We start from the raw sequence: 15,161 nt of genomic DNA on the forward strand, positions 1-15,161 counted from the left end.
GGGATTGGTGATTCGTCACCGCTGGCGCCCCGTCGACCGGGCGCCAGCTTGAGCCACCACTTCCGATCGTCTGCGGCACTGCCGCTTCTTCGAATCCCGAATCCCTCCTCCCGAATCACGGCCCTACACCCATGGACAAAGCCCTCTACGTCGCCATGACCGGCGCCCGCGCATCGCTGCAGGCGCAGGCCACCGTGTCGCACAATCTGGCCAACGTCGAGACCTCCGGGTTCAAGGAGGCGCTGGCCAACACCGAGGCGTATCGGATTCCTGGCGCCGGTTATCCGTCGCGGATCGATGCGCTGCACATCGACCAGGGCTTCAACCGCGACGTCGGCGCGCAGCACCAGACCGGCAATCCGCTGGATCTGTCGCTGGATGCCGACCGCTGGCTGGCGGTGCAGTCTTCCGACGGCAAGGAGGCGTACACGCGCGGCGGCGAATTGGCGCTGACCCCGAACGGTCAGCTGGTCACCGCCAGCGGCCATGCGGTGCTCGACGACCAGGGCAATCCGGTCTCGATTCCGCCGCACCAGTCGCTGGAGATCGGCAACGACGGCACGGTGTCGATCGTGCCGCTGGGCGAAGCGCCCACCGCGATGAGCACCGTCGCCACCCTGAAGGTGGTGCAGGCGCCGGCGGACCAGCTCGCCCGCCGCCCCGACGGCCTCATGCGCAACGTCAGCGACGATCCGGCCAAGGCCTTTGTCCCCGCTACCGGCAATTCGCTGCGGACCGGCGTGCTCGAAGGCAGCAATGTCGATGCCGCCGGCGCGCTGGTGCAGATGATCCAGTTGCAGCGCCAGTTCGAAATGCAGGTCAAGGTCATCAAGAACGGCGACGAGAACGCGCAGTCGGCCAACACGCTGCTGCGTCTGAACGGCTAAGACGGGCCTCGGCGCCAGCGGCGCCGGTTTGGCACGGCACATGCATCACTCCCTGCGCCCCCGGCGCGTCGTGCCGGGGCCACCATCAGAGGAACTCGGGTCATGAATCAGGCTTTGTGGGTCGCCAAGACCGGACTGGATGCGCAGCAGACGCGCATGTCGGTCGTCTCCAACAACCTGGCCAACACCAACACCACCGGTTTCAAGCGCGACCGCGCCAACTTCGAGGACCTGCTGTACCAGCAGGTGCGGCAGCCCGGCGGCGCCAGCTCCTCGCAGACGCAGTTGCCCTCGGGCCTGCAGATCGGTACCGGCGTGCGCGTGGTCGCCACCGCCAAGGACTTCGAGCAGGGCAGCCAGCAGCAAACCGACCGCGCCCTGGACGTGATGGTCAACGGCCGCGGCTTCTTCGAAGTGCAGATGCCGGACGGCAGCTCGGCCTATACCCGCGACGGCAGCTTCCAGATCAATGCGCAGGGCGAGCTGGTCACCAACAGCGGCTACCCGATCCAGCCGGGCATCCAGATCCCGGAAGGCGCGCAGTCGGTGACCATCGGCTCCGACGGCACGGTGAGCGTGCAGGTCGCCGGCACCGCCGCGGCGCTACAGGTCGGCTCGCTGACCCTGACCGACTTCATCAATCCCTCCGGCCTGCAGGCCCAGGGCCAGAACCTGTACGTGGAAACCACCGCCTCCGGCCCGGCGACCAACGGCACGCCCGGCCTCAATGGCCTCGGCAAGATCGCGCAGGGCGCGCTGGAAGGCAGCAACGTCAATGTGGTGGAAGAGCTGGTGAGCATGATCGAGACCCAGCGCGCCTACGAGATGAACGCCAAGGCCATCTCCACCACCGACTCGATGCTCGGCTATCTGAACAACAACGTCTGATCCCCTCGCCTCCGGAATCCGCCATGTCGCGCCTGTCCTCTCTCTCCTTCTCCGCCGCGCTGCTGCTGCCGGTCCTGCTCGGCGGTTGCGCCGGCCTGGGCGTGGCTGCCGGCGACGTGCGTCCGTACGCGCCGATGGCGCCGATCACGCCGGTGATGGCGCCGCAGGCCCAGCCCACCGCCGGCGCGATCTACGCCGCCGGCCCCGGCCTGCAGCTGTATTCGGACCGCCGCGCCCGCGACGTCGGCGACCTGCTGACCATCACCCTGGTCGAAAGCACCAACGCCAGCAGCACCGCCAACACCAGCATCAGCAAGAAGGACGCGGTGACCATGGCCACGCCGACCCTGCTCGGCGCGCCGCTGACCGTCAACGGCACCAACATCCTCAACAACGCCACCAGCGGCGACCGCAGCTTCGCCGGCAAGGGCAACACCGCGCAGAGCAACACCATGCAGGGCAGCATCACCGTGACCGTGATGCAGCGCCTGCCCAACGGCAACCTGGTGATCCAGGGCCAGAAGAACCTGCGTCTGAACCAGGGCGACGAACTGGTGCAGGTGCAGGGCGTGGTCCGCGCCGCCGACATCGCCCCGGACAACACCATTCCCTCCAGCAAGGTGGCCGAGGCGCGCATCGCCTACGGCGGCCGCGGCGCGGTCGCGCAGTCCAACGCGATGGGCTGGCTGAGCCGCTTCTTCAACTCGCGCATCTCGCCGTACTGAGGCCCGCCATGACTCTCCTGTCCCTGCCCTGCCGCCTGCTCGCCGCCGTCGCCCTGTGCGCGGGCCTGGCCGCGCCGGCCGCGGCCGAACGCATCAAGGACCTGGCCCAGGTCGGCGGCGTGCGCAACAACGCGCTGGTCGGCTACGGCCTGGTGGTCGGCCTGGACGGCAGCGGCGACCGCACCAGCCAGGCGCCCTTCACCGTGCAGAGCCTGAAGAACATGCTCGGCGAGCTGGGCGTCAACGTGCCGTCCAACGTCAACCCGCAGCTGAAGAACGTGGCCGCGGTGGCGATCAGCGCGCAGTTGCCGGCGTTCGCCAAGCCGGGCCAGACCATCGACATCACCGTCTCCTCGATCGGCAACGCGATCTCGCTGCGCGGCGGCACCTTGCTGATGGCGCCGCTGAAGGGCGCCGACGGCCAGGTCTACGCGGTCGCCCAGGGCAACCTGGTGGTCGGCGGCTTCGGCGCGCAGGGCAAGGACGGTTCGCGGATCTCGGTGAACGTGCCCAGCGTCGGCCTCATTCCCAACGGCGCGACCGTGGAACGCGCGCTGCCGGACGTGTTCGGCAACACCGGCGAGATCACCCTGAACCTGCACCAGCCCGATTTCACCACCGTCTCGCGGATGGTCTCGGCGCTGGAGAGCACCTTCGGCCCCGGCAGCGCGCATGCGGTGGACGGGTCCACCGTGGCGGTGCGTTCGCCCACCGACCAGAGCGCACGCATCGGCCTGCTGGCACGCATCGAGAACGTCGAGCTGTCGCCGGGCGCGGCGCCGGCCAAGGTGGTGGTCAATGCCCGCACCGGCACGGTGGTGATCGGCTCGCAGGTGCGGGTCAGCCCGGCGGCGATCTCGCACGGCTCGCTGACGGTCACCATCAGCGAAGGCACCCAGGTCAGCCAGCCGAATGCGCTGAGCGGCGGCCAGACCGTGGCCACGCCCAAGTCCACCATCACCGCCACCAACGAAGGCAGCCGCATGTTCAAGTTCGAGGGCGGCACCTCGCTGGATCAGATCGTGCGGGCGGTCAACGAGGTCGGCGCCGCGCCTGGCGACCTGATCGCGATTCTGGAAGCGCTCAAGCAGGCCGGTGCCCTGAGCGCGGAGCTGGAGGTGATCTGACATGCGTATCTCGGCCGCTCCCTTCGACCTGCACGCCTCTACCCAGAACGATCCGGCCAAGATCGACAAGGTCTCGCGCCAGCTCGAAGGGCAGTTCGCCAACATGCTGGTCAAGAGCATGCGCCAGGCCAGCTTCGGCAATTCGCTGTTCCCGGGCGAGAACCAGACCTTCCGCGACATGTACGACCAGCAGCTGGCCAAGGGCCTGACCGACGGCAAGGGGCTGGGCCTGCGGGCGATGATCGCCAAGCAGCTCGGCGGCGGGCAGACGACCGAGACCGGCACGCCGAACACCGCGCTGGACGCCGCCAAGGCGGCCAAGGCCTACTCGCTGGTGTCCGGCCAATCGAGCAATGGCCCGATGCCGCTGCAGGGCGAGGCCGCGCTGGCCAGCGGCGCCGCGGCCGGCGCCGGCGTCGGCCCGTGGAGCGGCACCGACGCGGCCGCCTCCCCGCAGCAGCAGGTGCTGGACATGATCGCCGGCCGCGAGAGCAGCGCCATGCACCAGGCCATCGGCAGCAGCCCGGCCGATGGGAGCGCCGGCCTGTCCTGGGCCGGTGCCGACGACCGCTGGTCGAACGTGCAGGCGTCCGCCGACAGCAGCAATGCCATCGATCCCAGCGCCGCCGCGGCCGCCAACGCCGCCGCGGCCAGCCTCGGCGAGCGCACCCCGGAAGGCTTCGTCGCCAAGATCTGGAACCATGCGCAGAAGGCCGCGCAGGAACTGGGCGTGGATGCGCGCGCGCTGGTCGCGCAGGCCGCGCTGGAAACCGGCTGGGGCCGCCGCGGCATCTCCCGCGGCGACGGCGCCAGTTCCAACAACCTGTTCGGGATCAAGGCCACCGGCTGGGACGGCGATCGCGTGACCACCGGCACCCACGAGTACGTGGACGGGGTCAAGCAATCGCAGACCGCCGATTTCCGCGCCTATTCCTCGCCGGCGGAGAGCTTCGCCGACTACGTGCGCCTGCTGAAGACCAATCCGCGCTACCAGCAGGCGCTGAAGGCCGGCACCGACATCCGCGGCTTCGCCCAGGGCCTGCAGCGCGCCGGCTACGCCACCGATCCGGCCTACGCGGCCAAGATCGCCGCCATCGCCGGCGGCCCGACCATCGGCCGCGCGGTCGCCGCGATCGGCAGCGCCGCCGCCGGCGGCATCGAGCGCGTGCTGGCCAGCACCGTCGATTCGTCCGGCCTCGTGCGCCGTTGAGGTAGCCGCCCATGTCCATCCTCTCCACCGGTACCGGCGCCCTGCTCGCCTTCCAGCGGGCTCTGTCCACGGTCAGCCACAACGTCGCCAACATCAACACCGACGGCTACAGCCGGCAGCGGACGACGTTCGCGACCACGGTTCCCAGCCAGTACGGCAGCGAGTTCATCGGCAACGGCACCCAGATCACCGACGTCTCCCGCGTCGCCGACCAACTGGCGATCTCGCGCCTGTTCGACAGCACCGGCGAAGTCGCGCGGCTGAAGCAGCTCTCCAGCATGTCCAGCCGGGTCGACGGCCTGTTCTCGGACAAGGCCACCAGCATCGCCGGGCAGTGGTCGAATTTCTTCGACGCCACCAGCGGCCTGTCCTCCAACGCCTCGGCCAGCGCCAACCGGCAGAACCTGCTGGACGCCGGCACGTCGCTGGTGACCCGCTTCAAGCAGCTCAACGGCCAGCTCGACTCGCTCGGCAGCGAGGTCAACAATGGCCTGCTGGCCGGCACCGCCGAGGCCAACCGCCTCGCCACCGAGATCGCCAAGCTCAACGGCCAGATCGGCTCCAACGCCAACGCCGCCGCGCCGGACCTGCTCGACCGCCGCGACCAGATGATCAGCCAGCTGATCGGCTACACCGGCGGCAGCGTCATCCAGCAGGATGGCGGGATGATGAACGTCTACACCTCCGGCGGCCAGGCGATGGTGGTCGGCACCAATGCCTCGACCCTGGTCACCAGTCCCGATCCGTACCAGCCGGAAAAACTGCAGATCGCGCTGAAGACGCCCGGCGGTTCGACGCCGCTCGACAGCAAGGCGCTGGGCGGGCAGATCGGCGGCTTCCTGGAGTTCCGCAGCACCGTCCTGGATCCGACCAAGGCCGAACTCGGCCGCATCGCCACCGGCCTGGCCAGCAGCTACAACGCGCAGCACCACGCCGGCATGGACCTGTACGGGCAGATGGGCGGCGACTTCTTCAACCTGCCGCCGCCGACCGTGGACGGCAACAGCGCCAACACCGGCACGGCCGCCTTCACCGCCAACGTCAGCGACCTGAGCAAGCTCGACGGGCAGAACCTGCTGCTGACCTACAACGGCACCAGTTGGAACGCCAGCCGCGCCGACACCGGCGCCAGCGTCGCCATGACCGGTTCCGGCACCAGCGCCGACCCGTTCGTGGTCAACGGCGTGACCCTGCAGGTGTCCGGCACCGCCGCCAGCGGCGACAAGTTCCTGCTGCAGCCCACCGCCAACGCCATCAACAAGCTGTCCGTGGCCATCACCGACCCGTCGCGCATCGCCGCGGCGACGCCGATCCAGGCCAGCGCCACGCTGAGCAACCTGGGCACCGGCAAGGTCAGCAATGTCGCCGCGACCGACGCCAGCAACGCCAACCTGCTGACGCCGGCGAACATCGCCTTCATCGATTCCACCCACTACTCGATCAACGGCGGCGCGCCGCAGACCTACACCGCCGGGCAGACCATCAGCGCCAACGGCTGGAGCCTGACCATGGACGGCGTCCCGTCCGCCGGCGACAGCTTCGCGGTGGGGCCGACCGGGGTCGGCTCGAGCAACAACGGCAACGCCCTGCTGATGTCCAACCTGGACGATTCCAAGGCGTTCAACGGCGGCACCATCACCCTCAACGGCGCGGTGGCCGGCCTGACCACCACGGTCGGCTCGGCGGCGCGCCAGGCCAAGTACGCGGCCGACGCGCAGGACGTGATCCAGAGCAGCGCCCAGGACGCGCGTGACTCGCTTTCCGGCGTCAACCTCGACGAGGAAGCGGCGGACATGCTGCGGCTGCAGCAGGCCTACCAGGCGGCCTCGCGCCTGATCTCCACCGCCGACACCCTCTTCCAGTCCATCCTGAGCGCGGTCCGATGAGCAATCGCATCTCCAGCGGCATGATCTTCAATCAGTCGCTCAACACCATGCTCGGCAAGCAGGCGACGATCTCGCACCTGCAGCAGCAGCTCTCCACCGGCCAGCGCATCGTCAGCGCGGCCGACGACCCGGTCGCGGCGGGCACCGCGGTCAGCCTGGATCGCACGGTGGCGGCGCTGGCACGCTTCGGCGACAACGCCACCAACGTGCAGAACCGGCTCAACCTGCAGGAGAACTCGCTGTCGCAGGCCGGCGACCTGATGGCCCGGGTCAAGGATCTGACGGTGGAAGCCAATAGTTCGGCGCTGACCACCCCCGACCGCAAGGCCATCGCCGCGGAACTGAAGACCCTGCACGACAGCCTGCTCAGCCTGTCCAACGGCACCGACGGCTCCGGCCGCTACCTGTTCGGCGGCACCGCCGACGATGCGGCCCCCTTCGCCGTGGTGTCCGGCAACGTGGTCTACAGCGGCAACCAGACCCAGCGCAGCGTGGAGGTGGCCCCGGACACCAAGGTCTCCGACACCCTGCCCGGCAGCGAAATCTTCATGCGCGTGCCCACCGGCGACGGCACAGTGGACGCGCACGCGGCCGCCGGCAACACCGGTACCGGCCTGTTGCTGGACTTCAGCCGCGACGGCTCCGGCAGTGCCTGGAACGGCGGCAGCTACAGCGTCGTGTTCACCGCCGCCACCACCTACGAGGTGCGCGACAGCGGCGGCGCGGTGGTCAACACCGGCACCTATACCGCTGGCGAAAGCATCGGCCTGCCCGGCCTGAAGATGCGCGTGGACGGCGCCCCCGCCGCCGGCGACAGCTTCCAGATCGGCGCCTCGACCACCAAGGACGTGTTCTCCACCATCAGCAACCTGGTCAACCTGCTCAACACCGATCCCATCACCCCCACCGCCAAGGCCGCGCTGCAGAACGGACTGCAATCGTCGATGCGCGACATCACCCAGGCCTCGTCGAAGATGATCGACGCGCGCGCCGCCGGCGGCGCCCAGCTCGCGGCGATCGACAACGCCACCGACCTGCGTGCCGCCAACGACGTGACCCTGAAGACCACCCTGTCCTCGCTGCGCGACCTCGACTACGCCCAGGCGATTTCCCAGTACCAACTGGAACAGTCGGCGCTGAAAGCGGCACAGACCATCTTCACCCAGATGCAGAAGATGTCGCTGTTCGACCGGCTCGGCTAAACAGGCGATATACCGGATATACCAAAAGGCCCGGAGCGCGGCGACGCCTCCGGGCCTTTTCCGTTATACAAAAGACCGCCATTGCCGCTGGACAAGTAGACAACGCGCAGGCAGCCCTAAAGTTTGCCGAAGTGCGGCCGAGAAAGGCTCTCCGCGGTGTTCCTGGTGTTTTGCGGATCGCCGGAACGGCAAATTTTCTGCAGTAAACCGCTAAAGGTTGCGCGCCTGTCGCCGTTACTTATATCACCAGCCGCACTGGCCAAATTGATGGCCCCCTGCGGAGACTCCAGGCACCAACCGGTTGCCGGACAAATCGCTTAGAGGAGATATCAAAATGGCACAGGTCATCAATACCAACGTAATGTCGCTGAACGCTCAGCGCAACCTCAACACCACCAGCACCAGCCTGGCCACGACGATCCAGCGCCTGTCCTCGGGTCTGCGCATCAACAGCGCCAAGGACGATGCCGCCGGCCTGGCGATCTCCGAGCGCTTCACCACCCAGATCCGTGGTCTGGACGTGGCTTCGCGCAACGCCAACGACGGCATTTCGCTGGCGCAGACCGCCGAAGGCGCGATGGTCGAAATCGGCAACAACCTGCAGCGTATCCGCGAACTGGCGGTGCAGTCGGCCAATGCCACCAACTCCAGCACCGACCGCGGCGCGCTGAACTCGGAAGTCAAGCAGCTGGCCTCGGAAATCGACCGCGTCTCCAGCCAGACCAACTTCAACGGCACCAAGCTGCTGGACGGTTCGTTCTCCGGCGCGCTGTTCCAGGTCGGCGCCGACGCTGGCCAGACCATCGGCATCAACACCATCGTCAACGCCAGCGCCGCTTCGCTGGGCAAGGCCGGCTTCGCCGCCACCCAGACCGGCTCGGCCGCCCTGGCCTCCGGTACCGCCACCGCCAGCGGCAGCTTCTCCGGCATGGTCGTCAATGGCGTCAGCATCGCCTCGGTCTCGGTGGCCAACGGCGATGCCGGCGCGGACGTGGCCAAGAAGATCGCCTCGGCGATCAACGACAAGCTGGCGCAGACCGGCGTGTACGCCTCGATCGACCCGACCACCAGCGCGCTGAAGCTGGAATCGGTCAAGGGCGGCCAGGACTTCTCGTTCACCGCGGGCTCGGCCACCGGCGCCACCGGCATCACCTTCAGCAACGCCGGCATCGCCGCCAGCGCCGCTGCCACCGCCGGCACCACCAACTACCTGGCGGACGTGGACATCTCCACCTTCCAGGGCGCGCAGAAGGCGATGAGCATCATCGACAACGCGCTGACGGCGGTGAACTCCTCGCGTGCCGACATGGGTGCGATCCAGAACCGCTTCACCTCCACCATCGCCAACCTGAGCTCCACCTCGGAGAACCTGTCGGCCTCGCGCAGCCGCATCCGCGATACCGACTACGCCAAGGAAACCGCCGAGCTGACCCGTACGCAGATCCTGCAGCAGGCCGGCACCGCGATGCTGGCCCAGGCCAAGCAGGCCCCGCAGAGCGTGCTGAGCCTGCTCCAGGGCTAAGCGTCGCCAGCCGTCGCACCACCGAGGCCCCTCCGCAAGGAGGGGCCTTTTTTTGTTCCCTCTTCCCGCCACGGGCCGTCGCATCTCGGAGGAAGAGCCATCTTCGCGCGTCGCCACTGCTCGACGCCGAAGGCGAGCGCCGCCCTGCCTGGCAGGGCGGCGGCCAGCTGACGGCGTGGCCATGCCATTCGCGGTGATTCCGGTGCATGCGACCGTATGAGGGATCGACGGGAAACGGCCACGGCCACGGCCAACGACCGCCGGCGCTGTCGCGCGACTCCTGACCAATGGACTGGATTGGCGGTCAGCAGTTGGCGATGACCGTGGCCGCACTCCAGGATCGCCTGTAAAGCGTCGTCGACGCAGTGCACGGCCTGGAAGCGCGCCGGCATGCCCATATCGCCAGGCGACCGACGCTCCTTCTACTTCAGCGCCAACGACAGCCGGAACGCGATCAGACAGGTAGAGGGAGAGATGGCCAAGCAGTCGCGCCGCGATGCGCTGCGTACCGGCAGGTGAAGCGTTCGCGTCGTCGACGCGACACACGCTCGAGCGCATCGAGCGCATCGCCCTCGGCGCGATCCGTGCCGCCCTTTCCCCGACTTGGGCAAGACGCCTAAAGTTTGACGAAGCGCGGCCGAAACAAGCCTTTCGCCGCGTTTTTGCTGTCACGCAAATCGCCGAAACGCCAAATTTTCGGCAGTAAATCACTAAAGGTTGCGCACCGACTGCCGTTACTTATACCAGCAGCGGCACTGGCCAATTGATGGCCCCCTGCGGAGGCTCCAGGCACCAACGGGTTGCCGGACAAATCGCTTTGAGGAGATATCAAAATGGCACAGGTAATCAATACCAACGTAATGTCGCTGAACGCTCAGCGGAACCTCAACACCACCAGCGCCAGCCTGGCGACGACGATCCAGCGTCTGTCCTCGGGCCTGCGCATCAACAGCGCCAAGGACGACGCCGCCGGCCTGGCGATCTCCGAGCGCTTCACCACCCAGATCCGTGGTCTGGACGTGGCCTCGCGCAACGCCAACGACGGCATCTCGCTGGCGCAGACCGCCGAAGGTGCGATGGTCGAAATCGGCAACAACCTGCAGCGTATCCGCGAACTGGCGGTGCAGTCGGCCAATGCCACCAACTCCAGCACCGACCGCGGCGCGCTGAACTCGGAAGTCAAGCAGCTGGCCTCGGAAATCGACCGCGTCTCCAGCCAGACCAACTTCAACGGCACCAAGCTGCTGGACGGCTCCTTCTCCGGCGCCCTGTTCCAGGTCGGCGCCGATGCCGGCCAGACCATCGGCATCAACAGCATCGTCAACGCCAGCGCCGCCTCGCTGGGCAAGGCCGGCTTCGCCGCCACCCAGACCGGCTCGGCCGCCCTGGCCTCCGGTACCGCCACCGCCAGCGGCAGCTTCTCCGGCATGGTCGTCAACGGCGTCACCATCGCCTCGGTCTCGGTGGCCAACGGCGATGCCGGCGCGGACGTGGCCAAGAAGATCGCCTCGGCGATCAACGACAAGCTGGCGCAGACCGGTGTGTACGCCTCGATCGACCCGACCACCAGCGCGTTGAAGCTGGAATCGGTCAAGGGCGGCCAGGACTTCTCGTTCACCGCGGGTTCGGCCACCGGCGCCACCGGCATCACCTTCAGCAACGCCGGCATCGCCGCCAGCGCCGCTGCCACCGCCGGCACCACCAACTACCTGGCGGACGTGGACATCTCCACCTTCCAGGGTGCGCAGAAGGCGTTGAGCATCATCGACAACGCGCTGACCTCGGTGAACTCCTCGCGCGCCGACATGGGCGCGATCCAGAACCGCTTCACCTCCACCATCGCCAACCTGAGCTCCACCTCGGAGAACCTGTCGGCCTCGCGCAGCCGCATCCGCGACACCGACTACGCCAAGGAAACCGCCGAGCTGACCCGCACGCAGATCCTGCAGCAGGCCGGCACCGCGATGCTGGCCCAGGCCAAGCAGGCCCCGCAGAGCGTGCTGAGCCTGCTCCAGGGCTAGGCGCAACCGCACCGCAAGCACCGCCGGACCCCTCCGCAAGGAGGGGTCTTTTTTTTGACGCGCGGAGCGGCACAGGATTTGCATCGCATTGCGGGCCGCAACGACGCGCGGGTGGCGCTCAAGAAGCGTCCCCACGCGCCGATACTCCCCTCAGCCGCTGGCGCGTCGCGCGCCCGCCACCTCAAGGAACGCGATCATGTCCACCACGTCGATCGGCTCAGGCCTGGACATCCCCACCTTCGTCGCCAAACTGGTGGCGAAGGAACGCCAGCCGCAGGAAGACCGGATCAACCGCGACGGCACCGCATCCAGCGCGCAGCTGTCGTCCTTGAGCACGATCAAGAGCGCGCTGTCCAACCTGCAGACGGCGATGAGCACGGTGTCCGACAGCGCCGACAGCGGTGCCTACAAATCGAGCGTCGACGATGGCGCCGGCTACACCGCCACCGTGACCTCCAGCGCCAGCGCCGGCAGGTACGGCATCGAGGTGGTGAAGCTGGCGCAGTCGCAGAAGCTGACCTCGTCGGGCTACGCCAGCGGCGCCGTGGTCGGCAGCGGCACCCTGACCATCGCCTACGGCAGCACCACGCTCAACGTCAACATCGATACGGGCAGCAAGCTCAGCGACGTGGCCGCGCTCATCAACAAGGCCGCCAACGGCGCCGGCGTCACCGCCAGCGTGGTCAGCGCCGACGATGGCGACCATCTGGTGCTGAACGCGGTGGACTCCGGCACGAAGGGCGCCCTGACCATTACCGCCTCCGGCGGCGACGGCGGCCTGGCCAACCTCACCTACCCGGCCGGCAGCAGCGGCGGCCTGACCCAGACCATCGCCGCCGCCGACGCGGTGGTGAAGGTGGACGGCTTCACGCGCACCTCCAGCAGCAACACCATCGCCGACCTGGTGCCCGGCGTGGCGCTGAACCTGACCAAGGCCATCCCCGGCAGCACCTTCAACCTGAACATCACCAACGACAACACCCCGCTGAAGGCCAACCTGACCGCCCTGGTCAGCGCCTACAACTCCGCCAACAGCGTGCTCAAGTCGTCCAGCGCCTACGACGCCACCAATAAGAAAGCCTCGCCGATGACCGGCGATGCGATGGTGCGCGGCCTGCAGCAGTCGCTGCGCCGGCTGGTCAGCGACAACGTGAGCGGCCTGATGGCCATGGGTGTGACGATCGACAAGGACGGGGTGATGAGCTTCGACAGCGCCAAGTTCGATACTGCGGCAGCCAGCGATCCCTCCGCGGCCAAGACCCTGCTGGGCAACAATGGCAGCTTCGGCACCGGCATGAGCACGCTGTTGAAGAGCAACCTGGACAGCACCGACGGCACCCTGACCCAGCGCACCAACTCGCTCAACAAGCACATCTCCGACCTGACCGACCAGCTCAGCGATCTGGACGCACGCATGCAGACGCTGAGCGACCAGTACACCGCCCGCTTCACCGCGATGGAAACGCTGGTGACGCAGATGCAGGGCGTGAGCGACAGCCTGACCAAGCAGTTCAGCTGACGCGCGCGCGGCCGCGCGGCTCAAGTCGAGACGCGTCGCGGCCGATATGAAGAGTATCGACAGTCATTACGGATTGGCCGCAGCAACCGCCACAGCGTCGCCGCTCACCGGCACGGCGCGGAGGCCAGCCGATCCACCCGAGGAGTTTTCCATGTACGGTTCCAGCCGCCAGTACGCTGAGCAATATCGCAAGATGGGCATTTCCACCAGCGTCACCGATGCCGATCCGCACAAGCTGGTCGCCATGCTGTTCGCCGGCGCCTGCCAGCGCATCCGCCAGGCCCAGGCCTGCCTCGCGCAGGGCGACCAGGCGCGCAAGGGCAAGGCGATCGGCGAGGCCTGCGCGATCGTCGGCCATCTCAACGGTTCGCTCGACCACGAGGCCGGCGGCGAGATCGCCGGCAACCTGTCGGCGCTGTACGACTACGTGATGCACCGGCTGACCGAAGCCAACCTGCACAACGACGATGCCGCGCTGAACGAAGCACTGGAACTGCTCAGCGAGATCGACGCGGCCTGGGCCGCCATTCCCGCGCAGCAGCGCGAACTGGCCACGGCGAACGCATCGTGAGCATCCAGCTCGCCGACCTGCACAACGACCTGCACGAACTGCGCGAGATCCTGCGCGGCGAGGATTACGCGCTGGCCCAGGCCATGGTCACCGACCACGCGCGGCGCCTGCAGGCGTATCTGCAGCAGGACGGCGCCGACCGCTCGCGCGAGGCGCTGAAGCCTCTGCTCGCCTTGCAGCAGGCGGTGACCGCGCAGATGCGCATGGAACGCGACCATGCCGCGGCCTGGCTGCGCGCCAGCCGCCAGTCCAGCCATGCCGCGCGGCTCTATTCGCAGGCCGGACTGCTGGGATGAACGCCGGCCCGGAGGGCGCGGCGCAGCATCCGGCCGACGCCGAACTGTTCCACGACACGCTCAGCTGCGAGTTGGCGCTGCCGGCGGATTTCCGTCTCGGCAACGGTGCCGGCCGGCTGGCCGCGGGCGAGGCGCTGTTGCGCAGCCTGGCGCAGATCGAGGATCTGCGCGGCGAGGACGGCAGCGACGACCGCAGCGAGTCCACCGCGCAGACCCAGCGCATGGAGGCCAAGCTCGACCTGATGCTGGTGCTGCTGGGCCGGCTGGCTCGCCAGCACGAGGATGCCCTGCCGCTGCGGCCGCTGTGCTGGTCGCGCCGGGGCGTGCGGCTGGAGCTGGGCGCGCGCTCGGGCGCCACGGCCGGTGCCGCCGGCCTGCTGCGCCTGCAGCCCTCGGACTGGCTCCCTGACCACCTGGAATTGCCGGTACGGGTGCTGGCCGAGGCCACCACCGCAGGCGTCGTGCAACTTTGGCTACGGTTCGAGACACAGCCGCCGGGCCTGCAAGAGGCCCTGGAACGCCACCTGTTCCGGCTCCACCGCCGACAGATCGCCGACAGCCGGCGCGCGCGCTGAGCCGGCATACCGCCCCCCGGACCGCCACGGCGAGGTTGGCGGCGGCGGGCGGCTCGGCTAAGGTGCGGCTCTGAATAGAAGGACCTGCACCGTGCGAGTCATCATCGTCGACGATCACACCCTGGTACGCGCCGGCCTGAGCCGGCTGCTGCAGACGTTTGCGGACGTCGACGTGGTCGCCGAGGCCAGCAACGCCCAGCAGGCGGTGGACCTGGCCACCCTGCACCGTCCCGACCTGGTGCTGATGGACCTGTCCCTGCCGGGGCGCAGCGGCCTGGACGCGCTCACCGACGTGCTGCACAGCTCGCCCAAGACCCGGGTGGTGATGATGTCGATGCACGACGATCCGGTGCATGTGCGCGATGCGCTGGACCGCGGCGCCACCGGCTTCGTGGTCAAGGACGCCGCCCCGCTGGAGCTGGAGCTGGCGTTGCGCGCGGCCAGCGCCAACCAGGTGTTCCTGAGCCCGCAGATCTCCTCCAAGATGATCGCGCCGATGCTTGGCCGCGAGCGCCCGGTGGGCATTGCCGCCCTGTCGCCGCGGCAGCGCGAGATCCTGCGCCAGATCGGCCGGGGCCAAAGCAACAAGGAAATCGCCTCGGACCTGGGCATCAGCGTCAAGACCGTCGAGACCCATCGCGCGCGGATGATGGAATCGCTGGGCTGCCGCCGCGCCAACGATCTGGTCCTGCTGGCCGCACGCCACCAGGGCGAGCTGAGCTGAACTGGGGA

Annotated in this window: 14 protein-coding genes; all 14 read left to right on the forward strand. The window is 68.2% G+C overall.

Annotated elements, in window-relative coordinates; all coding sequences use genetic code 11:
* Window positions 1-131 precede the first annotated feature (131 nt).
* Entirely contained in the window at window positions 132-887 is a 756-nt protein-coding gene (locus PG878_RS10905; protein WP_209029252.1) for a flagellar basal body rod protein FlgF, read from the forward strand.
* A 102-nt stretch (window positions 888-989) separates the two neighbouring features.
* Window positions 990-1,775 carry a flagellar basal-body rod protein FlgG gene (gene flgG / locus PG878_RS10910; RefSeq protein ID WP_209029251.1) on the forward strand — a complete coding sequence of 262 codons (786 nt, stop codon included), beginning with the start codon at window positions 990-992 and terminating at the stop codon, window positions 1,773-1,775.
* Between the two features lie 23 nt (window positions 1,776-1,798).
* The gene (gene flgH, locus PG878_RS10915) at window positions 1,799-2,500 is read left to right on the forward strand and encodes a flagellar basal body L-ring protein FlgH (protein ID WP_010341760.1); all 702 of its coding nucleotides are present in this window, start codon (window positions 1,799-1,801) and stop codon (window positions 2,498-2,500) included.
* Window positions 2,501-2,508: 8 nt separating this feature from the next.
* Window positions 2,509-3,627 (forward strand): flagellar basal body P-ring protein FlgI, encoded by a 1,119-nt coding sequence (locus tag PG878_RS10920; protein WP_209029250.1) that lies wholly within the window; start codon window positions 2,509-2,511, stop codon window positions 3,625-3,627.
* 1 nt (window position 3,628) lies between these two features.
* On the forward strand, window positions 3,629-4,837 hold the full coding sequence (gene flgJ / locus PG878_RS10925; RefSeq protein ID WP_209029249.1) for a flagellar assembly peptidoglycan hydrolase FlgJ: 1,209 nt from the start codon (window positions 3,629-3,631) through the stop codon (window positions 4,835-4,837).
* 11 nt (window positions 4,838-4,848) lie between these two features.
* Window positions 4,849-6,723, forward strand: a complete 1,875-nt coding sequence (flgK, locus tag PG878_RS10930; RefSeq protein ID WP_209029248.1) for a flagellar hook-associated protein FlgK — start codon at window positions 4,849-4,851, stop codon at window positions 6,721-6,723.
* Complete coding sequence (gene flgL / locus PG878_RS10935; RefSeq protein WP_209029247.1) at window positions 6,720-7,925, forward strand: flagellar hook-associated protein FlgL; 1,206 nt, start codon at window positions 6,720-6,722, stop codon at window positions 7,923-7,925. Before flgK ends, flgL begins: the two co-directional genes overlap by 4 nt.
* A 334-nt stretch (window positions 7,926-8,259) precedes the next feature.
* Window positions 8,260-9,447 carry a flagellin gene (locus PG878_RS10940; protein WP_209029246.1) on the forward strand — a complete coding sequence of 396 codons (1,188 nt, stop codon included), beginning with the start codon at window positions 8,260-8,262 and terminating at the stop codon, window positions 9,445-9,447.
* A gap of 833 nt (window positions 9,448-10,280) precedes the next feature.
* Window positions 10,281-11,468 carry a flagellin gene (locus tag PG878_RS10945; protein WP_209029245.1) on the forward strand — a complete coding sequence of 396 codons (1,188 nt, stop codon included), beginning with the start codon at window positions 10,281-10,283 and terminating at the stop codon, window positions 11,466-11,468.
* 196 nt (window positions 11,469-11,664) lie between these two features.
* Window positions 11,665-12,987 carry a flagellar filament capping protein FliD gene (fliD, locus tag PG878_RS10950; protein ID WP_209029244.1) on the forward strand — a complete coding sequence of 441 codons (1,323 nt, stop codon included), beginning with the start codon at window positions 11,665-11,667 and terminating at the stop codon, window positions 12,985-12,987.
* A 151-nt stretch (window positions 12,988-13,138) separates the two neighbouring features.
* The gene (gene fliS / locus PG878_RS10955; RefSeq protein ID WP_209029243.1) at window positions 13,139-13,558 is read left to right on the forward strand and encodes a flagellar export chaperone FliS; all 420 of its coding nucleotides are present in this window, start codon (window positions 13,139-13,141) and stop codon (window positions 13,556-13,558) included.
* A complete protein-coding gene (locus PG878_RS10960) occupies window positions 13,555-13,854 on the forward strand; it encodes a hypothetical protein (protein WP_209029242.1) in 300 nt (99 codons plus the stop codon). The genes fliS and PG878_RS10960 overlap by 4 nt, the downstream gene beginning before the upstream one ends.
* Window positions 13,851-14,429: a PilZ domain-containing protein gene (locus PG878_RS10965; protein WP_209029241.1), complete on the forward strand. Its 579-nt coding sequence runs from the start codon at window positions 13,851-13,853 to the stop codon at window positions 14,427-14,429. The genes PG878_RS10960 and PG878_RS10965 overlap by 4 nt, the downstream gene beginning before the upstream one ends.
* A gap of 91 nt (window positions 14,430-14,520) precedes the next feature.
* The gene (locus PG878_RS10970) at window positions 14,521-15,153 is read left to right on the forward strand and encodes a response regulator (RefSeq protein ID WP_017908534.1); all 633 of its coding nucleotides are present in this window, start codon (window positions 14,521-14,523) and stop codon (window positions 15,151-15,153) included.
* Window positions 15,154-15,161: the final 8 nt, after the last annotated feature.

Source organism: Xanthomonas hawaiiensis (assembly GCF_031834635.1).
Classification (GTDB): domain Bacteria; phylum Pseudomonadota; class Gammaproteobacteria; order Xanthomonadales; family Xanthomonadaceae; genus Xanthomonas_A; species Xanthomonas_A sacchari.

Excerpts from the sequence above, each read along its gene's own strand:
- PG878_RS10905 (WP_209029252.1), top strand. The coding sequence starts at position 132 with ATGGACAAAGCCCTCTACGTCGCCATGACCGGCGCCCGCGCATCGCTG.
- flgG (WP_209029251.1), top strand. The coding sequence starts at position 990 with ATGAATCAGGCTTTGTGGGTCGCCAAGACCGGACTGGATGCGCAGCAG.
- flgH (WP_010341760.1), top strand. The coding sequence starts at position 1,799 with ATGTCGCGCCTGTCCTCTCTCTCCTTCTCCGCCGCGCTGCTGCTGCCG.
- PG878_RS10920 (WP_209029250.1), top strand. The coding sequence starts at position 2,509 with ATGACTCTCCTGTCCCTGCCCTGCCGCCTGCTCGCCGCCGTCGCCCTG.
- flgJ (WP_209029249.1), top strand. The coding sequence starts at position 3,629 with ATGCGTATCTCGGCCGCTCCCTTCGACCTGCACGCCTCTACCCAGAAC.
- flgK (WP_209029248.1), top strand. The coding sequence starts at position 4,849 with ATGTCCATCCTCTCCACCGGTACCGGCGCCCTGCTCGCCTTCCAGCGG.
- flgL (WP_209029247.1), top strand. The coding sequence starts at position 6,720 with ATGAGCAATCGCATCTCCAGCGGCATGATCTTCAATCAGTCGCTCAAC.
- PG878_RS10940 (WP_209029246.1), top strand. The coding sequence starts at position 8,260 with ATGGCACAGGTCATCAATACCAACGTAATGTCGCTGAACGCTCAGCGC.
- PG878_RS10945 (WP_209029245.1), top strand. The coding sequence starts at position 10,281 with ATGGCACAGGTAATCAATACCAACGTAATGTCGCTGAACGCTCAGCGG.
- fliD (WP_209029244.1), top strand. The coding sequence starts at position 11,665 with ATGTCCACCACGTCGATCGGCTCAGGCCTGGACATCCCCACCTTCGTC.
- fliS (WP_209029243.1), top strand. The coding sequence starts at position 13,139 with ATGTACGGTTCCAGCCGCCAGTACGCTGAGCAATATCGCAAGATGGGC.
- PG878_RS10965 (WP_209029241.1), top strand. The coding sequence starts at position 13,851 with ATGAACGCCGGCCCGGAGGGCGCGGCGCAGCATCCGGCCGACGCCGAA.